Source organism: Haloarcula taiwanensis (genome assembly GCA_002844335.1).
GTDB classification, from domain to species: domain Archaea; phylum Halobacteriota; class Halobacteria; order Halobacteriales; family Haloarculaceae; genus Haloarcula; species Haloarcula taiwanensis.
In genome coordinates this window covers 136,923-158,796 of record CP019154.1, presented here as the reverse complement: position 1 = coordinate 158,796, position 21,874 = coordinate 136,923, and the positions used below count along the sequence as shown (strand labels likewise).

At 64.6% G+C, this 21,874-nt stretch carries 24 protein-coding genes; 12 read left to right on the top strand and 12 right to left on the bottom strand.

Annotation, left to right across the window (positions count from 1 at the left end):
* Positions 1-13: 13 nt before the first annotated feature.
* The gene (locus tag BVU17_00835; protein AUG46139.1) at positions 14-631 is read right to left on the bottom strand and encodes a hypothetical protein; all 618 of its coding nucleotides are present in this window, start codon (positions 629-631) and stop codon (positions 14-16) included.
* Between the two features lie 102 nt (positions 632-733).
* A complete protein-coding gene (locus BVU17_00830) occupies positions 734-1,612 on the bottom strand; it encodes a zinc metalloprotease HtpX (GenBank protein AUG46138.1) in 879 nt (292 codons plus the stop codon).
* Positions 1,613-1,740: 128 nt separating this feature from the next.
* Here BVU17_00830 and BVU17_00825 point away from each other — a divergent pair, with 128 nt between their 5' ends.
* The 3 genes from BVU17_00825 (at position 1,741) to BVU17_00815 (ending at position 4,888) form a co-directional block, all read left to right on the top strand.
* Complete coding sequence (locus BVU17_00825) at positions 1,741-2,634, top strand: UDP-glucose 4-epimerase (GenBank protein ID AUG46137.1); 894 nt, start codon at positions 1,741-1,743, stop codon at positions 2,632-2,634.
* A gap of 84 nt (positions 2,635-2,718) precedes the next feature.
* A complete protein-coding gene (locus BVU17_00820) occupies positions 2,719-3,855 on the top strand; it encodes a hypothetical protein (protein AUG46136.1) in 1,137 nt (378 codons plus the stop codon).
* On the top strand, positions 3,848-4,888 hold the full coding sequence (locus BVU17_00815) for an SAM-dependent methyltransferase (protein AUG46135.1): 1,041 nt from the start codon (positions 3,848-3,850) through the stop codon (positions 4,886-4,888). The genes BVU17_00820 and BVU17_00815 overlap by 8 nt, the downstream gene beginning before the upstream one ends.
* 155 nt (positions 4,889-5,043) lie before the next feature.
* On the opposite strand, the gene BVU17_00810 is transcribed toward BVU17_00815, so the two are convergent.
* Positions 5,044-6,771: a helicase gene (locus tag BVU17_00810; GenBank protein ID AUG46134.1), complete on the bottom strand. Its 1,728-nt coding sequence runs from the start codon at positions 6,769-6,771 to the stop codon at positions 5,044-5,046.
* A 160-nt stretch (positions 6,772-6,931) separates the two neighbouring features.
* Here BVU17_00810 and BVU17_00805 point away from each other — a divergent pair, with 160 nt between their 5' ends.
* On the top strand, positions 6,932-7,126 hold the full coding sequence (locus BVU17_00805) for a cold-shock protein (protein AUG46133.1): 195 nt from the start codon (positions 6,932-6,934) through the stop codon (positions 7,124-7,126).
* A gap of 107 nt (positions 7,127-7,233) precedes the next feature.
* Here BVU17_00805 and BVU17_00800 read toward each other — a convergent pair whose 3' ends face one another.
* Complete coding sequence (locus tag BVU17_00800) at positions 7,234-7,455, bottom strand: hypothetical protein (protein AUG46132.1); 222 nt, start codon at positions 7,453-7,455, stop codon at positions 7,234-7,236.
* Between the two features lie 110 nt (positions 7,456-7,565).
* Between BVU17_00800 and BVU17_00795 the strand changes: the two genes are divergently transcribed.
* The 7 genes from BVU17_00795 to BVU17_00765 all read left to right on the top strand — a co-directional run bounded on the left by BVU17_00795 (position 7,566) and on the right by BVU17_00765 (position 15,112).
* Positions 7,566-8,552, top strand: coding sequence for a UDP-glucose 4-epimerase (locus BVU17_00795; protein ID AUG48799.1), 987 nt, complete (start codon positions 7,566-7,568; stop codon positions 8,550-8,552).
* A gap of 73 nt (positions 8,553-8,625) precedes the next feature.
* On the top strand, positions 8,626-9,564 hold the full coding sequence (locus BVU17_00790) for an NADH-binding protein (GenBank protein ID AUG46131.1): 939 nt from the start codon (positions 8,626-8,628) through the stop codon (positions 9,562-9,564).
* Positions 9,561-10,295 carry a hypothetical protein gene (locus BVU17_00785; protein ID AUG46130.1) on the top strand — a complete coding sequence of 245 codons (735 nt, stop codon included), beginning with the start codon at positions 9,561-9,563 and terminating at the stop codon, positions 10,293-10,295. The genes BVU17_00790 and BVU17_00785 overlap by 4 nt, the downstream gene beginning before the upstream one ends.
* 314 nt (positions 10,296-10,609) lie before the next feature.
* Entirely contained in the window at positions 10,610-11,584 is a 975-nt protein-coding gene (locus BVU17_00780; protein ID AUG46129.1) for a hypothetical protein, read from the top strand.
* 132 nt (positions 11,585-11,716) lie between these two features.
* The gene (locus BVU17_00775; protein AUG48798.1) at positions 11,717-12,712 is read left to right on the top strand and encodes a hypothetical protein; all 996 of its coding nucleotides are present in this window, start codon (positions 11,717-11,719) and stop codon (positions 12,710-12,712) included.
* Positions 12,713-12,858: 146 nt separating this feature from the next.
* Positions 12,859-14,541, top strand: coding sequence for a thermosome subunit (locus BVU17_00770; GenBank protein ID AUG48797.1), 1,683 nt, complete (start codon positions 12,859-12,861; stop codon positions 14,539-14,541).
* A 346-nt stretch (positions 14,542-14,887) separates the two neighbouring features.
* Positions 14,888-15,112 carry a hypothetical protein gene (locus BVU17_00765; GenBank protein ID AUG46128.1) on the top strand — a complete coding sequence of 75 codons (225 nt, stop codon included), beginning with the start codon at positions 14,888-14,890 and terminating at the stop codon, positions 15,110-15,112.
* Positions 15,113-15,115: 3 nt separating this feature from the next.
* Here the strand turns inward: BVU17_00765 and BVU17_00760 are convergent, their stop codons facing one another.
* The 5 genes from BVU17_00760 to BVU17_00740 are packed head-to-tail and all read right to left on the bottom strand — an operon-like array spanning position 15,116 to position 18,493.
* Entirely contained in the window at positions 15,116-15,568 is a 453-nt protein-coding gene (locus BVU17_00760) for a TIGR00725 family protein (protein AUG46127.1), read from the bottom strand.
* Between the two features lie 39 nt (positions 15,569-15,607).
* On the bottom strand, positions 15,608-17,035 hold the full coding sequence (locus BVU17_00755; GenBank protein ID AUG46126.1) for a class III poly(R)-hydroxyalkanoic acid synthase subunit PhaC: 1,428 nt from the start codon (positions 17,033-17,035) through the stop codon (positions 15,608-15,610).
* A 2-nt stretch (positions 17,036-17,037) separates the two neighbouring features.
* The gene (locus tag BVU17_00750; GenBank protein AUG46125.1) at positions 17,038-17,583 is read right to left on the bottom strand and encodes a poly(R)-hydroxyalkanoic acid synthase subunit; all 546 of its coding nucleotides are present in this window, start codon (positions 17,581-17,583) and stop codon (positions 17,038-17,040) included.
* 45 nt (positions 17,584-17,628) lie between these two features.
* Positions 17,629-18,186: a hypothetical protein gene (locus tag BVU17_00745; GenBank protein AUG46124.1), complete on the bottom strand. Its 558-nt coding sequence runs from the start codon at positions 18,184-18,186 to the stop codon at positions 17,629-17,631.
* 7 nt (positions 18,187-18,193) lie between these two features.
* Positions 18,194-18,493, bottom strand: a complete 300-nt coding sequence (locus BVU17_00740) for a hypothetical protein (GenBank protein AUG46123.1) — start codon at positions 18,491-18,493, stop codon at positions 18,194-18,196.
* Between the two features lie 240 nt (positions 18,494-18,733).
* Here BVU17_00740 and BVU17_00735 point away from each other — a divergent pair, with 240 nt between their 5' ends.
* The gene (locus BVU17_00735; protein AUG46122.1) at positions 18,734-19,339 is read left to right on the top strand and encodes an acyl dehydratase; all 606 of its coding nucleotides are present in this window, start codon (positions 18,734-18,736) and stop codon (positions 19,337-19,339) included.
* 1 nt (position 19,340) lies between these two features.
* Here the strand turns inward: BVU17_00735 and BVU17_00730 are convergent, their stop codons facing one another.
* From BVU17_00730 to BVU17_00720, 3 genes are all read right to left on the bottom strand, one after another.
* Entirely contained in the window at positions 19,341-20,183 is an 843-nt protein-coding gene (locus tag BVU17_00730; GenBank protein AUG46121.1) for an alpha/beta hydrolase, read from the bottom strand.
* Between the two features lie 76 nt (positions 20,184-20,259).
* Positions 20,260-21,564, bottom strand: a complete 1,305-nt coding sequence (locus BVU17_00725; GenBank protein ID AUG46120.1) for an NADH-dependent flavin oxidoreductase — start codon at positions 21,562-21,564, stop codon at positions 20,260-20,262.
* A complete protein-coding gene (locus BVU17_00720; protein AUG46119.1) occupies positions 21,561-21,848 on the bottom strand; it encodes a hypothetical protein in 288 nt (95 codons plus the stop codon). Before BVU17_00720 ends, BVU17_00725 begins: the two co-directional genes overlap by 4 nt.
* Positions 21,849-21,874 lie beyond the last annotated feature (26 nt).

The window sequence follows — 21,874 nt, the reverse complement described above, 5'->3', positions numbered from 1 at the left end:
AGAGCGAGCCGTCTTACTCCCAGGGGTGGTAGCCGGGACGGTCGGGCCACAGTGGATACCAATACTCCTTGTCGCCCTCGACAGTGATCTCGTCGCTGAGGTTGCTGTCCAGTTTGAACTCCGCGGACGTGTTGCGCTCGTGGCTGTTGTGAGGGTCCGGAGCAAACGGGTAGTACGCGCCCCGGCGGAAGGAGTACACCCAGTAGACGGTCTGGTCGTCACGCGTGTGTTCGAACGCGAACAGCGCCGCGAGCAGGCGCGACCCGTAGCGCCGCTCGACGAGCGTGTCCGCTGCGAAGTGGATCGACGTGAGCAAATCCTCGAAGTCGTTGTCGTGGAGCACAACCCACTGGTAGCCGTGGTCGTCGGTCTCAAACGTCGCCCGCGTGCCCGTCTCGACCATTCCGGCGTCGAGGATGGATTCGACCTCGTCGACGGCGTCCTGAAAGTCCGTGCTATCCACGTCGGCGAAACACAGCGCTGCCTCGCCGGTCGACTCGTACCCCAAGTCGGCTTCCATCGTGATGTAGGCGGTACTCATCCCGAACAGGTCGTCCGGGTCGGCGTCCCGCGTCGCGTCGGCCTCGGCTTTCACCCCGAGGACGCTCTTGAGTCCGTCGAGCAGTCCCATATGCGAGCCCCTACGGGCCGGAGACCAAGGTGGTTTGCGTCTCGACCAGTCGGTGTCTGTGTTCGGTGACGCGTATTCGAACAGCCAGACAGCCAGCGGAAATTACCGACTTTCGAGTTCGCGTTCGAGGTCCTGCAGGCGGTCGATGCGTTTCTCCGTCGAGGGGTGAGTGCTGGCCAGACGGCCGATCCACCCGACGTCAATCGGGATGATGAAAAACGCGTTCATTTCGGCCTGATCGCGCATATCCTCCTTTGGCACCTTGTCCATCCGACCATCGATTTTCATCAGTGCGTTCGCAAGGGCGGCAGGCTTGCCGGTAATCATCGCGCCGCCGCGGTCAGCGGCGTACTCGCGGTAGCGGCTGAGCGTCCGGATCAAGAGGAAGGAAACGACCCAGACGACCAGCGAGATGAGTATGGCGACAATAACCGGGACCTGCTGGCCGCCGCGTTCGCGGCCGCCGCTGAACAGCCAGCCCCATCGGACGATGAGGAAGGCAATCGTCGAGAGGAACGAGGCGATGGTCATCACCATCACGTCGCGGTTCTTGATGTGGGCCAGTTCGTGCGCGATGACGCCCTCCAGTTCGTCCTGGTCCAGCGTATTCATGATGCCCGTCGTCACGCAGACGGCCGAGCTACTCTTCGACCGGCCGGTGGCGAAGGCGTTGGGCACCCGAGAGTCGGCGACGGCGACCTTCGGCTTCGGGAGGTCGGCCTGCTGGGCCAGGCGGTCGACGGTCCGGTGGAGTTCCGGATACTCCTCCGGTTCGACCGTCCGGGCTCCCATCGAATACAGGGCGAGCTTGTCGCTGAAGAAGAACTGCGCGCCGAGGAACAGTCCCATGACGACCACGATAAGGGCGAGATTGCTGAAATACAGCGTGAGCGCTCCAAGGAAGACGATGTACAGCGCGAACAGCAGGAACATCGTCAGAGCCATCCGGCCACGGAGCCCCCAGTCTGTTTGCCACTCCATACCCACTGATAGACGGTCGACACTCTAAAACCTCGCTATCGTGGGAAAGCGCCACACGGCACGGGCCAGTGGACCGTCAACGGGGCAGCTGTCCACACACATTTACTCTCCGGGCAACAATCGGATACATGACCGACACAGTCGCCGTCACTGGCGGGCGCGGGCGCTCCGGGCGCTGGATCTGCGACCACCTCGCCGGCGAGTACCACGTCGTCTGCGTGGACCTAGACCACCCCGGCTGGGAGATTCCGACGCGAGAGCGCATAGATTTCAAAGCTGTCGACGTGACCGAGGGGGTGGAAGTTCGGGACCTCTTCAGCGAGGTCGATCCGGACGCCGTCGTCCACTGGGCTGCGTTGCCAGCGCCGGAGCGGCACGCGGGCACGCGAGTGTTCGACACTAACGTCTCGGCGACGTACAACGTCATCGACGCCGCAGGTCGCGCCGGCGCAGATGTCGTCTGGGCGTCCTCCGAAAGCGCCTACGGGCTGGCCTTCGCCGACGAGACGCCGCTGCCGGCGTATCTCCCGATAGATGAATCACATCCGACCGCGCCGGAGGACCCGTACGGCACGTCGAAGGTCGCCGGCGAAGAGATCGCAAAGATGGTCGTCCGGCGCGACGACGTGGACGTGGCCTCGATACGGCCGTCGTGGATTCAGTACCCCGGCGAGTACAACTGCCGGGACGTGGCCGCAGGCGACCTCGCCGACGGTGCGGGTAACTGCTGGTCCTACGTCGATGTCCGTGACGTAGCGACGGCCGTCGCGGCGGCGCTCGATGCCGACATCGGCGGGCACGAAGCGTTCAACGTCGCCGCCGCCGAGAACTACGTCGGACGGCCAACGGCCGACCTCGTGGAGGAGCAGTGGGGCGAGCTTCCCGCGGAGTGCAAGCTCGACGGCGACCAGTCGGCGCTCTCGACCGCGAAAGCACAGGGGCTGTTGGACTGGGTGCCCGAACACGAATGGCGTGAGGCCGCCGACGCCGACGTTACCGCGCCGACACTCACGGGTGAGTAGGCGAGGGCGGTATCGGGCCTGCCAGCGGCGTCATCTCGATGGCGGAACACACGGCTTAAGCGGTTCAGTACAGTAGGACCGGTAATGAGCCGGTCGGGAGAGTTCTGTCCACGCTGCGGTGACGAGATACCGGAGGGCACCGACGAGCGCCCGGAGCTTTCGGGTGCCGGCGGCCAGCGCAACTCCGAGCACGTCCTCTGTGACGCCTGCTACTTCGAGGAGTTCGACCTGGTGGACGCCCCTGACACCATTCAGGTGCGGGTCTGTTCGCGGTGTGGCGCAGTCCACAAGGGGAACCGCTGGGTCGACATCGGCGCGGAGGACTACACCGACATCGCCGTCGAACAGGTCAGCGAGGCCCTGGGAATTCACGTCGACGCCCAGTCGGTCGCCTGGCAGGTCGCTCCCGAGCAACTCGACAAGAACAACATCCGAATGCACGCCGAGTTCTCCGGCGTCATCCGCGGGACGCCGGTCACTGAGGAGGTCACCGTCCCCGTCCGTATCTCCCGGCAGACGTGCAAGCGCTGCGGGAAAATCGCCGGCGGCTCCTTCGCCAGCATCGTTCAGGTGCGGGCCAGCGGGCGCGACCCGACCGACGAGGAGCGGGAGCGGGCCGAAGAGATAGCTCAGGAGTACATCGCCGCCCGCGAGGAGACCGGCGACCGCAACGCCTTCATCACCGAGACCAAGTCCGTCGACGACGGGCTGGACATGAAGATATCGACGAACCAGATGGGGCTTGGCATCGCCAAGCGCATCACCGCCCAGCTCGGCGGCTCCTACTCCGACTCGCGGCGTCTCATCTCCGAGGACGAGGACGGCCAAGAGCTGTATCGGATGACCTACGCCGTCCGCCTGCCCCGCTACCGCCAGGGCGAAATTATCGACCCGGAGGACGGCGACGGGCCGGTGCTGGTCCGGTCGGTCCAGGGGAACCTCAAGGGGGTCCGGCTGGCGACCGGCGAGGACTACGAGGCGAGTTTCGAAGAGGGTGAGACACCAGACGCTCAGCGGCTGGGGTTCCGCGATGATGCCCAGACGACCACGCTCGTCGCTGTCGAGGACGAGCGGGCCGTGCAGGTCCTCGACCCCGAAACCTTCGAGAGCAAGACCGTCCCGCGACCGGATTACCTCGACACCGACGCCGACGAAGTGCCGGTGCTGAAAAGCCACGCCGGGTTGCACGTCCTCCCGGCCGAGACGGACGCCGATGAGTGACGACGCGGGAGGGCATGGCGACCAGCGGCTCGCCGCCGTCGTCGCCAAACCACGCTCGCAGGCCGCTATCAAGTCCCTGCAGGCCGAGGGCGTCTACGACGACACCAGAAGCATCACCGAGTGGACCGCCGACAGCGTTGCCGTTCCGGTGACGGCACCGCCACAGGAGACGCAGTTCCGGGAGGTCGTCCGCCAGGTCGGCGAACGCCGCCTCCGAACGCTCGATGACCACCTTCGGGAGCGCGGCTGGACCGACGCAGAAATCGCCGCCGCACCCGGTTCCTGGGCCGTACTGGGCTCCGTCGTGCTGGTCGACATCGGCGACAGTCCCCGGCCGTCCGAGGTCGGCGAGGCGCTACTGGCGCTCCACGGCGAGGCAGAGACGGTGCTGGCCCGCCACGGCATCTCCGGCGAGCACCGCGAACCCAGCGTCGAGGTCATCGCCGGTGACGGTGATACCGAGACGATCCACACCGAACACGGGACCCGGTACGCGATGGACCTTGCCGAAGTGATGTTCTCACCCGGCAACAAGGCCGAGCGGGCACGGATGGGCGATGTCGTTGCGGCAGATGAGCGCGTGCTGGATATGTTCGCCGGCATCGGCTACTTCACCCTCCCGATGGCCCGCGCCGGCGCGAACGTCACCGCCGTCGAGCGCAATCCCACAGCGTTTCGCTTTCTGGTCGAGAACGTCATGCTAAACGACGTAGACGAGCGGGTTCACCCGTATCGGGCTGATTGTCGGGAGGTCATTCCGGGCTTCGCCGAGGAGGGGCGCGCCGACCGCGTGGTGATGGGCTACTACGAAGCACACGAGTACCTCGGCAGCGCGCTCGATGCGCTCGCGCCCGGCGGCGTCCTCCACATGCACGAGGCGACGCCGGACGCGCTCGTGTTCGACCGCCCAATAGAGCGCCTGGAGGCAGCCGCCGCCGAGGCCGACCGGGCGGTCGAGGTACTGGACACCCGGCGCGTCAAGGAGTACAGCGAGGGCGTCGCCCACGTCGTTGTCGACGCTCGGGTAGAGTAGGTCGTCCGTAACGGGGCGCGTCGAACGGGCGGTCGTAACGCCTAATTGCGCCAGCGGTCAAGGAGAGGTATGGATAGACAGCAGATTATCGCCATCATTCTGGTCGGCCTGATGGTCGGGTCGTCAGTGGTTTACGGATTAGCCTTCGCCTTCTTTTAGTCCCACACGTCCGAAAGCGGGTGATTTTCGTCCCCAGACCGAGACCGTGAGCGATTGTGCCGGCGTTTCGTGCCCGAACTGACCGCCGACAGCGCCCGGTCCGGCGCGAACCGCGGCAGGTCGGGCCGGGAGAGCCGGTCGACCTGTGCACGGAACCAGTCGGGCATGTCGTGTTCGGCGCGGTCAAACAGGTCCAGTAGCGACGAGTCCGCGAGGTAGGTCGCGCCGTAGTCGTCGGGCGCGCGGACGACGCGGCCACAGGCCTGGATGACCGTCCGCAGCGCGGTCCGGTAGTACCAGCCCCATTGGTCGTCTTCGAGCCGTCGGGCGACGCGGGAGTCCCGCGTGTTCGGGTACGGGGCCTTGCACAGCACCTGCCAGCGACAGAGGTCCCCCTCCAAGTCCAGGGCCTCCTCCATCTTCACCGAGAGGAATACGTCGGGGTTGTCGCTTCGCTTCCAGGCCGCGAGCGCCCCGTCCCGGCCATCCTTGTCGTGGGTGCGGACGCGCGCGCCGACGCCGAAATCGTCTAAGAGTTCGTTCAGTTGCTCCTGGATAGCGTAGGAGTGGCAGTGGACCAGCCCCTTCTCGTCCGTGTGCTGAGCCATGATACGAACGATGGTCCGGGCGATGTCCGGTAGCGTGTCGTCGCGGTACTCGTATGTCATTTTCCCCTGTGTCACATCGTACAGCGGCCGGTTCTCGACGGGGAAGGTGTGGCCGACCTCCACGAGCGCGACGTTCTCGGGGTCGAGACCGACGTTGGCGCAGAACGCCTCCTTGTTGAGGATGGTCGCCGACAGCAAGGCGAAGCGATTGCCACGCTCCCAGACGGTATGTTTGAGGTACCGCTCTGGGTTCATCGGCTTGATAGTCACCGGAGCGTTCTCGCCGTCGGCCTGATCGACGACCCACGTCGTCGCGCTCTCGGCGTCCGTGTAGTCCTCGCGGAACCACCCGAGGTCCTGCCGGAGCGTGTTCAGCGAGTCGCGCTCGGCCACCTCCTCGCCGGTGAGTTCCGCCTTCTTTCGTAGTTCCTTCACGCGGCGCTCGGCGAGGTGTTCGACGCGCTCCGTGAACGCGACAGCCTCGTCCAGCCCGTCAATTTCGGGCACGTCGATATCGTTCCACATCGGGATGGTCCCCGGCGAGAGGTCGATAGTGGCGTACATCTCCGCCCACTCGCCGAGGCCGTGAGCTTCGTCGATGACAACCACGTCGCGTTTCCCGAACACGTCGCTACCGGCAGTCTGCATGAAATAGGCGAGCGTCATCGCGGCGATTCGGCGGTTTGAGGCGATAGCGCGGTCCGAAAAGTACGGACAGCGGTGTTTGACCTGGCAGTCGAACTTCCGTTCGCGCACGCATGGAGCCTGGTTCACCGGCGTGTCCGTCTCGCCGGGGAGGATACAGTCGTAGTTGTTCTTCCCGCGGATGACACAGAGGTCCTCCAGCAGGGCATCTTCGGCCACATCGTCCAGTTGCGAGACCTGTGGTGTGGTGTAGTAGGCGTCGATGACCTGCTCGGCGGCAGCTTCGCCAGCGGTCCGGGCACACCCGGCGATAGCCCGGGCGAGGAGCGATTTCCCGCTGCCGGTCGGCGCGCGGACGAGCACAACGTCCTTGCCGCGCTCGAAGGCCGCGCGGATATCAGCCAGGGCCTGTTTCTGGTTGCCCCGGTACGACGGGGCCGGGAACTCGTCGGTGATCCGCGCGGGGTACACGCGAGAAGGGAACGGACGAGGCGGCCTAAACCTTTCCTGTCGCCGAGTGTGCGTCAGCAGTTACCCGAGATGAGAGCGTGGGTCGTGTTCACAGGCACACGGTCGTGGTACTGGTACTCTCGGAACTCTTATACATATACCCCCTGTACGTATATTTGCAATGGCAAACGGTAAGGTTGATTTCTTCAACGACACAGGCGGTTACGGTTTCATCTCGACTGAGGACGCGGACGATGACGTTTTCTTCCACATGGAAGACGTTGGCGGCCCTGACCTCGAAGAAGGCGAGGAGATCGAATTTGACATCGAACAGGCCGACAAGGGCCCCCGCGCGACGAACGTCGTCCGCAACTAAGGCAGATTTTCGGTCGCCTTCGGGCGACCACATCTGACACTTGTTCTTATCGAACTACTCGAAAAGCGACAGCGCCGGTTCGCAGTAATCCAGACAAGAACTAACGATCAGTCGTCAGTCTGTGCAGAGAGAGCGGCCACATCTGCCGCAGTCACTTCTTGATCGTCCGGTAGCCGGTCGATGCAGTCATAACAGAGGAAATGCTCTGTGTCATCGGCGAGTTCGAGGACGATGCCCTCGGTCGGTCTGGACTCCTGCGACCAGATGTTGGCGATGCCGCCAGCTATCGAAACGTTCGTATCGCACCCATCGCAGGCTCTGGAGGCCACTGTCCGGTTTTTATGTACTGTATACACTTTAAGGTAGCTGGCTCCTTCGGACAGTTCAGTGTGGTTAACTCTCGACATACTTTTGTCGTCCGATGGACAGCATCCGGATAATGCAAATACTGGTCACAGGCGGTGCCGGGTTCATCGGTGGTCATCTAGCAGAGCGGTTCGCCGCCGACAGCCACGACGTGGTCGTACTTGACAACCGCGACCCGTTTTACGATCTGGATATCAAGCAGCATAACGTCGAAGCGGGGCGGGAAGCCGCCCGGAACAGCGGCGGAAGCTACGAGTTCATCGAGGGCGACGTGCGTGACGCGGAGCTGGTGAGGGACCTCGTCGCCGACGCCGACTACGTCTACCATCAGGCCGCACAGGCCGGCGTCCGCCCGAGCGTGCAGAACCCCCGAAAGTACGACGAGGTCAACGTCGACGGCACGCTGAACCTCCTCGACGCCTGCCGCGACGAAGGCATCGAACGGTTCGTGATGGCCTCTTCTTCCTCCGTCTACGGGAAGCCGCAGTACCTGCCCTACGACGAGGAGCATCCGACGACACCGGTCTCGCCCTACGGCGCGTCGAAGCTCGCCGCCGAGCGCTACGCCTGTGCCTACAGCGAAGTGTACGACCTCCCCACCGTTGCCCTCCGCTATTTCACCGTCTACGGCCCGCGGATGCGCCCGAACATGGCAATCTCGAACTTCGTCTCGCGGTGTCACAACGGCGAACCGCCGGTCATCTACGGTGACGGCACGCAAACGCGTGATTTCACCTATATCGAGGATGTCATCGACGCGAACATGACGCTGCTACACGAAGACGCCGCCGACGGTAAGGCCGTGAACATCGGGTCGACGGACAACATCGAGATCAAGACGCTCGCGACGGAGATCCGCGACCAGATCGACCCGGACCTCGAGCTAGTCTATGAAGAACGCCACGACGCCGACGCCGAACACACCCACGCCGCGACCGACCGTGCCGAGGAACTGCTGGGCTACGACCCGGACCACACCATCCGGGAGGGCGTCGAGAAGTTCATCGACTGGTATCGGGACAACCGCGACTGGTACGAGCCGCTCGTTCGGCAGTCCTGAATCGAAGGCAGTCTGACACGACGGCAACCGAACAGGCCACGGTTTTAACCTCGTCCCGTCCTGCAGGAAGGGTATGCATGTGCTCGTGACCGGTGCAACGGGGTTTGTCGGGAGCCATCTCGTCCCGGCGCTCCTCGCGGCCGGTCACAGCGTCCGCGCGCTCGTTCGCGACCCGAGCGAGTACACTCCACCAGACGGCGTTGACGTGGTGACAGGTGACCTGCTCAACGCAGGCAGTTTCGATGCCGGCCTCGACGGCGTCGATGTCGCGTACTATTTGGTCCATTCGATGCGTGCCGGGAGCGACTACGCCGAGCGAGACCGACGGGCGGCACGGAACTTCCGTCGGGCAGCCGACGAAGCCGGCGTCAACCGCGTCGTCTACCTCGGCGGCCTCGGAGAGGACGACGAGACGCTGTCGAAACACCTCCGGTCGCGCCGGGAGGTCGAGTTCATTCTCCGGGACGGCGAATACGACCTGACGACGTTCCGGGCGGCCATCATCATCGGCGCGGGTTCGGCGAGCTTCCGGATGATACGCGAGCTAACGACGCGACTGCCCGTGATGCTGACACCGCGCTGGGTACGGACGGACTGCCACCCCATCGCTATCGATGACGTCGTCTCGTACCTGGTCGACGTGCTCGACAAGCCGGAAACGGCGGGTGAAACCTACGAAATCGGCGGGCCGGAGGTGCTGACATACGCTGAGATTCTGGAACAGACGGGCCGACTCATGGGGACCGGTGCGCCGACAATCGTTCCGATACCGGTGTTGACGCCGAAACTATCAGCGTACTGGGTCGCCCTCATGACCGACGTGCCATCGAGCGTCGCCCGCCCGCTCATCCACGGGCTGAAAACGCCGGTGGTCGCAGACACCGAGGCTGCACAGGCACAGTTCGCCGTGGACCCGACATCGTTCGCGGATGCGGTCAGGCTAGCCCTCAGCGAGTCGCGGAGTCGAGACGCGGCACGGGCGGCCGCGGCCACGGGTGGTGCTGGTAGATGAGCGGCGACAGCGCCCGCCCCGAGTACGGCGAAACGTGGGTGTATGAGAGCATCATCGGCGCGCTGCCGGGGATTCGCCTCCCGACGTGGGCAGCGATGGCGATTCAGCTCCTCGTCTTCGAGGTTGCCATCATCGCCCTGTCGTGGTACTACGAGGTCTGGAGCGCCGCAATCGCTGGAACGGTCGTCGTGTTCGTCGCCACCATCGGAAGCGCAGAAATGCTCCGGATCAGCACGCTCATCCGGCGTATCGACGTGCCACCGACCTACCGTGCGCTGCTGTTCGCCTCGAACGTCGAAGTCGTGTTGTCCGTCCTTGCGTACATCGCATTGCTCACCCATCTGTTCGTGTTCGACCCGCAGGTCAGTTCGATGCCGCTGCTGAACCGGCTGTTCGGGTCGGAGCCGCCGGTACTGGTCGTGTATCTGACGCTGCTCATCCTCTGGGATGTGAGTTACCGCATCGGGACCGGGTGGTGGGCCAGCGTCACAGGCCTGTGGCGGTCGGCTCGCTACCGGTTCGACCCCGAGACAGCGCGGGTGTTCATGCGGGCCGACTTAGAGATTTGGGGCTTTGGCGTTCTCCAGCTCGTGCTCGTGCCATTCGTGCTTGATCAGCCGGTGCTGCTCGCGGCGCTAGTCGGCCACGTGCTAGCCGTCACAGCCGTGACGACCGTCTCTGTCGGACTATTGCGCTATCGGTCGAGAACGGCCGCAGTCAGTCGGAGTTGATCTGCTTGAACTGGTCGAGCAACTCTTCTGTCGACTCGTCACCGTCGTAATCGACGCTCCCGTGGTATGTACTGCGGTCGTCGTCTTCCGACAGGTCGACCTCGCTGTTCTTGCGTTCACGGCGTTCGTGTTCGTCGTCGTCGTACGCTCCCATCGACATAGGTTACCACAGTGAAACTTGGCTGCTAGTGACTATCAATGTAACGGTGGTGCCAGAAACCGTCCCACACGGGCGGTAGAGGCATCAAGCAGTCCGAGCGGCGGCGTTTCGGCAGGGCGGAACGCCCAAGACCACTGACCGTCTACACGACCGTGTGGCTGGTCCCTTACGTCTGCGACAGTCGAACGAGCGATGGAGCGAAAATCGGGTCCGGAACGACCTGCTGACACCGCTGCAGAACACTTTCGGTGCGGCGATGAACGGCCCGTGGTTCGCCCCGCCGGAAGGGTGGGCCGCGCGCCGACTGGAGATGGACAACGGTGATCTGGCGCTGTTTTGCTGGAACGGTCAGCGCGCCTACTGGGTCGGAAACACGGAGACGCCGGAGACGCTGTGGCGGACAGAGAAATACACGTTCGACGAGGTGCCCGACGCCATCAGCGAGTGGGTCCAGCGTGAACTGTTCGCACAGCTAGAGGTGGAAGACCCGTGGCTCACCGAGTACGAGGCGCTGGCGCACTTCTTCCTCCCTGTGTTTCTGTCGAAGGACGGCCGCGAGTCGACACGGACGTTCTTCCGAGACCACGCCGGCGGCTTCCCGGACGCCGACCGGGCGGACGGGCTGGCATTCTACGATGACTTCCTCGCGACCGGCGAACTCGACGACTACCGCTACACGATGGCGAGCAAACTCGGGACCAGCGAGGGCTTTGACCTCTCGCGGATGCGGGCGACGATGGGCGAGTTCAACGTCGCCAAGCTGCTCGTCGACGCGGGCAACGACATCAGACCCGAGGTCGAACTGGACTCGGGCCACTCCGTCGACTTCCGAGTCGAGGACACGCTCGTCGAGGTCACCCGGCCGCGGCCGCCGTCCCGGCGACAGGTCGACACGGCCGTCGCCGCGGTGAAAGCCTCCGGCGACGCGAAGACCCGCGACCAGTTGGCGGCCCACCCGGGGGCCGTCCTCGTCGTCGACTGCAGTTCCTTCCCGGACGACGACTGGCGGCGGGTGTACGGCGAACAGCCCGACGTGGGCTACTCGCCGACCGTCGTGTTCCGCGCCCGGCCCGAGAGTGGCATGGAAGGGTATGCCTACGGCTCGGTTCCGTTCCCGCTGCCGTTTTGACCGCGGTATCTTCCCCAAAATTCGGGGCGTAACATATAACGCGCCGGACCAGCAAGGCTGAGAGAGATAGCCGTGGTAGACGACACAGAGCAACCGAAGACCAGCGGTTCGGGACAGTCCGTCTCTGAGGTGATGGACCGGCTCGAGTCGCTCCGGTCTGAGGAGGCGGAGCGCGCCGAGAGCGCTACCGCCGGCGTCCTGCTGGACCAGCTGAAAGAGGTCGAACAGCGCCTGCTGGCCTTCGGCGAGGCGCTGGGCGGCACGGCCGAGACCGTGACGGACCTCCCGTTCACCGAGGAGGCCGGGCTGGACCACATGCCCGAGCCGCTCTACGTTCGTCACGACACCGAAATGCTGAATCAGGTCACGTCGTGGCTCCTCCAGGACCAGCACATCGGGCTGGTGAGTCCCTATGGGACCGGGAAGACGGCGTTCCGCGAAATCGTCCTTCGGGACCTCTCGAAACACGAGGGGTTTGTCATCACGCATCTGGACAATCCGCGCGAGACGACGCCCCGGAAACTGTACCAGACGGTGCTGACCGCCGCCTACGCGGCGGGGTACTCCATCGACCAGCGCAACTACTCGCAGGTCCGGGACGGGATTCCGTGGGCGACCGCGGAGGCGAAAGACGCCGTCCACGAAATCGTCCGTCGCGTGCGCGAGGACGACAGGACACTGTTGCTGGTCGTCGACGAAATCGAGGTGCTGGAGGCGGACCTGCTGTCGCCGCTGCAGGTGGCCGGCGACGCCGGCGTTCGGCTGTTCCTCACCGGGACACCGGAAGGGAAGCGCCGCGTTGCCGAGATTCGCGGGACGCTGGACTCCCGGCTGCGGTACTACGAGGGCATCGACCCGTTCTCGCCGGACGATGTGGCCGAGTACACCGCCCGCTCGCTGGCGTACTTCCGGGACGAGCCCTACGAGGGCCAGGCCCCGGACCTGTTCACTCGGGCCGCAATCGAGGATATCCACGAGCGGACGGAGGGCAACCCCCGGGAAGTCCGCATCGAGTGCCGGGAACTGTTCACCAGGGCGGCGTTCGTCTGGTACCGGACCGGACAGGACATCTCCCGCATCCAGATTACGCCCGAGTTGCGCCACCGGCGGTTCGGAATGGGTCGCTGAGCGCCCCTGCGTCGGTATATAAACCACCCACGTTAGGTAGTATCACACCGTCGAGTGTGGCATGCAGTGGGGCGATATACCGGCCGTGACCAAAGCTTTTATATAGAATCACATTCAATCATCGTTTGACTATGGCTCAACAGCAGATGGGCAACCAGCCCATGATTGTACTTTCCGAGGAGTCCCAGCGGACATCCGGAAAGGACGCGCAGTCGATGAACATCACGGCCGGGACGGCCGTCGCCGAGGCCGTTCGGACGACACTGGGTCCGAAGGGCATGGACAAGATGCTCGTCGACAACTCGGGCTCGGTCGTCGTCACGAACGACGGCGTCACCATCCTCGACGAGATGGACATCGAACACCCCGCCGCCAACATGATCGTCGAGGTCGCCCAGACCCAGGAAGACGAAGTGGGCGACGGCACCACGACGGCGGTCGTCATGGCCGGCGAACTCCTCTCGAAGGCCGAGGAACTCCTCGACCAGGACATCCACGCCAGCATCCTGGCCCAGGGGTACCGCCAGGCCGCCGAGAAAGCCAAGGAGATTCTCGAAGACAACGCCATCGACGTCGACGCCGACGACACGGAGACCCTCGAAAAGGTCGCCGCGACCGCGATGACCGGCAAGGGCGCCGAATCCTCCAAGGACGTCCTCGCCGAACTCGTCGTCCGCGCCGCACAGTCCGTCGTCGACGACGACGGCAGCGTCGACACCGACAACATCCAGATCGAAACCGTCGTCGGCGGCGCAACCGACGAGTCCGAACTCGTCGAAGGCGTCATCGTCGACAAGGAGCGCGTCCACGACAACATGCCGTTCGCCGTCGAGGACGCCGACGTTGCCCTGCTCGACACGGCCATCGAGGTTCCGGAAACGGAGCTCGACACCGAGGTCAACGTCACCGACCCCGACCAGCTCCAGCAGTTCCTCGACCAGGAAGAGGAACAGCTCAAGGAGATGGTCGACAAGCTCGCCGAGGCCGGTGCTGACGTCGTCTTCTGCCAGAAGGGCATCGACGACATGGCCCAGCACTACCTCGCTCAGGAAGGTATTCTGGCCGTCCGCCGCGCCAAGAAGTCCGACATCGAAGCGCTCTCGCGCTCGACCGGCGCGCGCATCATCTCGAACATCGACGACATCGAAGCCGACGACCTCGGCTTCGCCGGCTCCGTCGCCCAGAAGGACATCGCTGGCGACGAGCGCATCTTCGTCGAGGACGTCGAGGACGCCCGCGCCGTCACGATGATTCTCCGCGGCGGCACCGAACACGTCGTCGACGAAGTCGAGCGCGCCATCGAGGACTCGCTCGGCGTCGTCGCCGCCACGCTGGAGGACGGCAAGGTCCTGCCCGGCGGCGGTGCCCCCGAGACCCAGCTCGCGCTCGGCCTGCGTGACTACGCCGACTCCGTCGGTGGGCGCGAACAGCTCGCCGTCGAAGCGTTCGCCGACGCCATCGACGTCATCCCGCGCACCCTCGCGGAGAACGCCGGTCTCGACCCGATCGACTCGCTGGTCGACCTCCGCAGCAAGCACGACGGCGGCGCGGTCACGTCCGGCCTCGACGCCTACACCGGTGAGGTCGTCGACATGGAAGAGGACGGCGTCGTCGAGCCCCTCCGTGTCAAGACCCAGGCAGTCGAAAGCGCAACGGAAGCAGCCGTCATGATCCTCCGCATCGACGACGTCATCGCCGCTGGCGACCTCAAGGGTGGCCAGGGCGACGACGACGAGGACGAAGGCGGACCCGGCGGCCCCGGCGGCGCGCCCGGCGGCATGGGCGGCGGCATGGGCGGCATGGGCGGCGGCATGGGCGGCATGATGTAAGCGAGGTTTCGAAGAAACCTCGGCACGCCGAGCGGGGAACAGAGCGGGACCGAAGGTCCCGCAGGCAGTCGGGCGGCATCGCCGCCCGACGACGAAGTGACCCGCGAGGCAAGCCACATTGGCGAAAAAGGCGGAATCGCCGCACTGCGGCGATTCCGAGAACCGCGGCCTTCGGCCGCGGATGCCTGCCTCGCCCGTCGACCCCGCGAAGAATCGTTGCGGTTCTACATTTTCTGTCTTCAGTCTGAGTGAGCCACGGCGCTGTTTCGATTCTGCAAGAGTGTCGGGCAGTACGCACTTCGCAAGCAGACGCCACGGTCAAACCGACGCGTCCCCTTGAGCCGGTATGGACCTGACACGGACCGAACGGCGGTTGCTGTGGACCGGAACGGCGCTGGCGGGCGTGGTTCATCTGCTCGTTCCGGGGCTGTTGTTGTCGTCGGCACGGCTGGGCTATCGCCGGGTGCTGGCGGTGGAGTTCACGCCACAAGAGAGGTCCCGTCGGCGGGTCAGGCTGCTCAGCGTCGCGTTTCTCGCAATCGCGGCGGCTCTCAAGCGGCTGTTGGAGTGAAAGCTACTGCACGGCCGACTCGACGTACTCGACGGCTTCGGCGGGCGTGTCGACGTGTTCGATTGCGTCGCCGCCGTCGAGGCGGTGGGTTCCGAGCCCGGCGACCGGTCGACCCATATCAAGCGCGTGGCCGAGTTCCGAGAGCGTCCCGGGGCCGCCGTCGACGGCGACGACTGCCGCGCCGTTCATCACGACGAGGACGTTGCGGGCGTTTCCGAGTCCCGTGGCGATGGCCGTCTCGACGTAGTCGTTTGCGGCGGCCCGGCGCTCACTGGGCAGGATGCCGATAGTGTGGCCGCCGGCCTCGCTCGCGCCGTGACAGGCTGCCTCCATTACACCGGTGAGGCCGCCACAGACGATGTCGTGGCCGTGCTCACCGAGTTGTCGTCCGACCTCGCGTGCCTGCTGATACTGTTCGTCGGTAACTGTCGAGCCGCCGATGACCGAGACGCGCATGGCTACTCGTGCAGCGCGAAACAGAAAAACAGCGCCGGATTACAGCTGGTCGAGCCAGTCCTGCGCGCGGGACTCGGTAGTCTCAGCGATGTCGGCCAGTTCGGCCGCATCGTATTCAGCCAAGTCCGCAACGCTGTGGATGCCAGCGCCGTGGAGACGGTCGGCGTAGGTCGGGCCGATACCGGAGACGCTATCGACGTCCGCGGGTTCGTCGGTCGCATCGTCTTCGTCCTCGGTGGCATCGACATCGGTCGTCGCGTCAACGTCGATGTCAGTAGGTTCCGACTGGTCTACCGGGTCGTCGTCAGCCTCGTCGGGAGATTCGACCTCGATGTCGACTTCGCCGCTTCCCTTGTTGCGCTCAGAATACCACTCGGCGACCTCGGGCCAGAGGTCGGCGTGGGTCGACGACGAGACGGAGAGGCCGATGTGGCCCGTCGAGAACTCGATCGTGCGCGTGTCGTCGCTAGCGATGACGTCGTTGAACGGCTTGGAGGCCTCTGGCGGGATGAGGTGGTCGTACTCGCCCATGAGCTGGAGGACCGGCATGTCGATGTTGTCCAGGTCGACGTGCTTGCCGTTGAGTTCCAGCTCGTTCCTGTAGAGCTTGTTGTCCTGATACACGTCTTCGAGGAACTGAACATAGGCCTCGCCGGCCACGTCGATACCGTCGCCGAGCCATTTCTCCATCCGGCCGAAGTTCTCGACGAAGCCCTCGTTCTCCATGTTCTCCGCGAACCGGATGTACTTCGTGACGTAGTTCTCGACGGGGTCCATCAGCGCGAACCCGATGTCGAGCATGTCCGCGGGGACGTTGCCGAACGTCTCGGTCACGTCGCTCGGTTCGTAGTACTCGTCGGAGCCCCACTCTTCGAGGACGCCACCAGTGTGGTCGAAACACAGTCCTGCCGCCATCAGCCCGAGAGCGTTGACCTTCTCCTTGTGGAGCGCAGTGTACATCACCGACATGGTCCCGCCCATGCAGTAGCCGAGGATGTTGATGGCGTCTTGGCCGGAGCGGTCGCGGACCACGTCGACGCAGTTGTCCATGTAACGGTTGACGTAGTCGTCGAGCGTGAGGTGCTGGTCGAGCCGCGAGGGCTCGTTCCAGTCGATGAGGTACACGTCGTGGCCCGCCTCGAGCAACCGTCGGACGACCGACCGCTCCTCCTGCAGGTCGAGGATGTACGGCCGGTTGATAAGGGCGTAGACGATGAGAATCGGGATATCTTCCGTCTCCTCGTCCGGTACCTCGATACCGGCAGCCTCGGCGTCGTAATGGAGGAGTTCGAGCTTGTTCTCCTCGTACACGACGTTGCTCGGCGTCTGACCGACTTCGACGGACTCCAGCAGTTCCAGCCGCTCGTCGGCGATCTGACTGGTCTCGGCGGCGTCGGTCATGTTCTCCAGTGTCTTGCGCTGCCAGTTGAGCGCGGCTTCGAACGGATTGAAGGGGTTGCTTGACATGATTACTCTTCCAAGTGTTCAAGCACGCGGTCGAGCTTCTGTTCGACCGCGTGCTGGCGGCGCTCCAGTTCAATGAGCCGCTCGCCGACCTCGTCGACATCGTCTCGCGTCGGGAAGCCGAGCTGTTCCAGCGTGTCCTGGCTCAGGTCGTCCGCTTCCTGCTGCATCTCCATCATCGACTCGACGAGCTGGCCGTTGGCGGCCGCAAAGGCCGAGGTACCCATGACGTGTTTGAATGCCTCATTGGCGGACTGCAGCCAGATGTCACGGAACTCGGCGGGGTCGACATCCTCGCCCCGAGCGGCGTCGGTAGAGCGTTCGACCATCTGCTCGGCGGCGTCCATCCACTCCTCGTAGGCGCGGTTGTAGCCGTCCATCCCGTCAGCAAGGTCCTCCTGCTCCGGGATTGTATCCTCGACAGCATCGGCCCACGACTCCACGAAGGCCGCCTGGGCCTTCATGTTCTGCTCCATCGAGTCGGCGACCGCGTTGTTCATCTCCTCAACCATCTCCGTCCATTCCTCCTGAATGTCGTTTGTGTTACTCATAATAGTACCTCGGCGGCGGGCGCACAAAAAAACCGACTGTCGTCGTTACGCTTCGACGTCGACAGCGTCGGCGGCTTCGGCCTGCACTTCCTCGACCTGCTCCTGAATCTCCTCGACCTGCTCCTGCACTTCTTCGAGCTGCTCGCCGAACTGCTCGGCGGCCTCGACGGACTGCGCTTCGAGTTCCTCGTGGGCCTCGACGAGCATGTCGACCTGGTCGTTGACGGCCGTGACGTACTCGTCGGTCATCTCGTCGTAGGTGTCAACGCCTTCTTCGAGCTCGGTTTCCATATTGTCGAACAGTTCGGCGTGGTTCTCGAGCAAGAAGTCGAACTGCTCGTCGACGGTCTCACGGATCTGCTCGACGGTTTCGGTCATGCCGGGCATGGTCGACGCCATCGCGTCGAGGTAGCTGTGGAACGCAGTCTGCTGGAGCTCGACACCGCGGCGCTGTGCCGACTCCTGCGTGTCGAGGCTGTCGATAACCGCGTTGTTAACGTTCTGCTGGAAGGAAACACTCTGTTCGAGCGCCTTCTGGCTCTGCTCGATCGTCGCACGCTGCATCTCGAACGCTGTCGTGACGGGGGTTGTGTAGTCTACCATTGTTGGATTACTCGCTGTTGTTGTTAGTGACCGGGAGGACGACGGCTTGCACGATGTCGCCTTCGTCGATGCCCAGCGCCTCTCGCTCCGCATCAGGAATGCTGATCCGACCCCCGCTTTGCACGCGGGTCTTGAACGTCGCCATCTGGCTCATGGCACCGAGCTGATTCATATCGAAACTCGGCATGCCACCGCTGGCGAACATCTGTTTCATCAGCTGCTGTTGCTGTTCCATCGCGTTCTCGCTCGCCTGTTGCATCCCCTTGAACATCGGAGGCCACAGCAGGCCATCATCCTCGTCGGCCATCGGTCAACTACATGTACTCTCCTCAACAATATAAATCTTCCGCTGAAAACCATTGATTACCATTGAATGGTAGAGAATGGTATTAGTGGTTCAGCGGCGTCGAGGGAAGTGCTACGCCCTGCAGCGCCGATAACGGCACCCCCAAACACCCGTCTGACGCCCGTTAGACGGCGTTTACCGACAGCTGAGACGAAACCAACACCAAGGTTTAATACTCCGACCAATAAACTACCAGAACAGATGAGTTCTGAATCGCCACGAAACCCGCTGTTAGACACATGGACTGAAACATCGTCACATATGTTCAACAGCGTCGTCGCAGCTAACCGGGCAGCGTTCGCCGCGTTCGGCGTCCAGCAGGAGGACGAAGACGGCGTAACGCCCGCAGACCGTATCGAACCGGACGAAGATCTCCCCGAATGGCACGTCTCGATCTCCGAAGACCATCCGGGCCGCCTCGGCGTCGGCGACCACGTCGATTTCACAAAGACGATCTCGGAAAACGACGTGCAACAGTTCGCCGCCGCGAGCGGCGACACGAATCCGCTTCACCTCGACGACGAGTTCGCGGAGCAGACACGCTTCCGCGGCCGAATCGCCCACGGGACGCTCGTCGGGAGTCTCATCAGCGCGGCGCTGGCACGGCTGCCGGGGCTGACTATCTATCTCTCGCAGGACCTGGAGTTCCACAACCCGGTCCGTATTGGTGACCGGCTCACTGCCGAATGTGAAATCGTCGAGGACCTCGGCGACGAACAGTACCGGCTGACCACGCGCGTCCTTGCTGACGACGATGTCGTCATCGATGGCGAAGCGGTCGTCCTCATCGACGAACTGCCGGAATAACTCAGCAGAACGCTCGAACGGCCCGGTTGAACCGGTCGGGGTGTTCCCGCGGTGGACAGTGCCCGCAGTTCTCGAAAATCTTCAGCGTGCTATCAGTGACCATTCCAGCCGCCTGCTCGGACCACCGACGGGGGAGCAGCGGGTCGACAGCTCCATGAATCAGCATCGTCGGCACATCTATTTCCGCTAACCGATCGGAGTAGTCGGTTCGAAACCCGCACCACTGAAACTCGCTACGCTGCCAGCGCCGCATCGCCCGGACCGTCTGTCGGTCGACAGCGCTATTCACGTCCTCGACCAGTTGTTGGGGCGGCTCTCCAGGACCCATGCTGCGGAGGCTGTTCCGGATTGCCGGCCGGGACGACCCCACGCCCTGCCAGAGCATGTTTCCGAGTATCGGCGTCTGCAGGACGCTGCTGGCCGCTGTCCGCCAGTAGGCGTCAGCTCCCAGCCCGTAGCTGTCGACCAGCACCAGCCGCTCGACGGGGCCGCCATCGAGCGCGTGGCCGAGTGCGATGGCACCCCCCATCGAAAGGCCGGCGAGTGCGGGTTCCTCGATATCGAGCGCGTCGATGAACTCGGACAGGGTCTCGAGGTAGTACTCGGTCGTGTACGCACGGTCGGGCTTGTCACTGTCGCCGTGGCCCGGCAAATCGAGCGCATACACCGTCCGCTCTGGCGCGAGTGCGGGCAGTGCGTGTCGCCACGAGACGGTCGCGGCGTCCAGCCCGATACCGTGGAGAAACACCATCGGCGGCCCCTCGCCGCCGGTCCGGTAGTGAATATCGACGTCTTCGCCGTCGACGGACAGCTCGACGCGTTCGGACGAAATCCCTGTCGTCATCGGCGTCTGTTCGGGACCGAGCGCGTATGAGCCTTTGTATCTGCCCAGTTGTGGCGGTGGCAGTATCCGAAGCCCGTTACTCGGTTCGCTCGTAGGCACCATCCCGCCGGAGCCGAGCCTGTTCGCGGACGATCGCGGGCGTTCGACAGCGGCCCGGTTCGCCGGTGACTTGCGGAACAGTACAGTTGTTACAGCTCTCACACAGCGCGTCCGCGCCGTCGAGCAGGCGCGCGCCGAGCCGCGGCTCCGCGTAGAACGGCCGAGCCATCCCGACCGCATCGGCAGCGGGCGCGGCCCCGTCCGCGCCGAGATACCGGTCGCAGTCGGCACGCGTCCGCAGCCCGCCCTCCAGCAGGACCGGCACGTCCACGCGCTCGCGGACCGCTCGACAGAAGTCGGCGTTCCAGCCCGGGTCGTGGCCGAACCGGCGGGCCTGCAGGCTGTTGAGCAGCCGGACGGCACGCGCCCGGAGTCGACCGCCAAAGACCGCCGCGTAGTCGTCCTGCAGGTCGCTCGCGTCCCAGGCCCGGTCGGGGAACGCGCCGCGAACGATGCTCATGTCCCAGAACGGCGACACCGCGACCGGGACGAGCCCGTCGTAGCCGATGGCTGCCGCCCGTTCAGCGATGTTCACGCCGTCCGTCTGGGTGAGATACCTTCGAACGAAGCTGGGCGCAGCGGTCTCGGCGGGGACCTTCGTGACCAGCGGCACGTCGCCGGCGTGGTCCCGGACAGCGTCGTGGACCGCTTTGAGGAAGCGGATGCCGTCGCCGAACTCGTCGTCCCGGTGATTGTAGAACGGGGAGAGGAACTGCTGGATCAGGCTCATGTTCGCCGCCGAGAGGTGGATGCCGTCGTAGCCGGCGTCGACGGCGTAGCCGGCACACCGACCAAACTGCTCGGCCAGGTCCCACACCTCCGCGGTCGAGAGCACGTCCGGCCGCAGCGAAATCAGGCCGGCGCAGTCGAGCGCCCGGAGCTGCCAGGGCGGGCGGCTGACGGCCAGCTGGCGCTGGTCTGGGTGCCGCCGACGGTACTCGGCGTGCCAGGTCGCCATGCTCCGGAGACCGCCGTGGGCCAGTTGCAGGAAGATTCGGCCGCCGTGGTCGTGGACCGCGCCGGTGAGCCGGGCGAGCCGCTCGACGAAGGCCGGGTCGTGGACCCGCGTCATGTTCGGCGCGGCGCAGCCGCCGCGGTCGGTGACGATGCTCGCGCCTTGAAAGATGAGGCCGACGCCGGAGGCCGCCGTCGGTTCGAGTTCGTCGACAAGCGTGTCGACAGCAGCCTCGCCGTTGCCGGCACACTCCAGTACCGGTGCGCGATACAGTCGGTTGGGGACTTCGACGCCGCCGATAGACAGCGGCGTCTCCAGCGCAGTCACGACTGCTCGCGCTCGTCGAACGTCGCCTCGGTGCGGGCGCTGTTCTGCGCTGTCACCTGCTGGATGGCCGCCCGGACCTCCGTCGGCGAGTCGAACTCGCCGTCGGTACTGCGTTCGATCGCGGCCGAGAGGTCCTCGGCAGGCGGGTCGGCGCTGCCGTATTCGTCTGCCAGCTCCTCCACGCGGACCGGGTACGCGGCCCCGCCGGTGGTGCGGTCGACCGTCGCTTCGACCCGGCGGGCACGCTCGCTGGCCCGCTGCCGTGCCGTCCGCTGTGGGTCCATGTGTGACGATAACACGGCCATCGTCA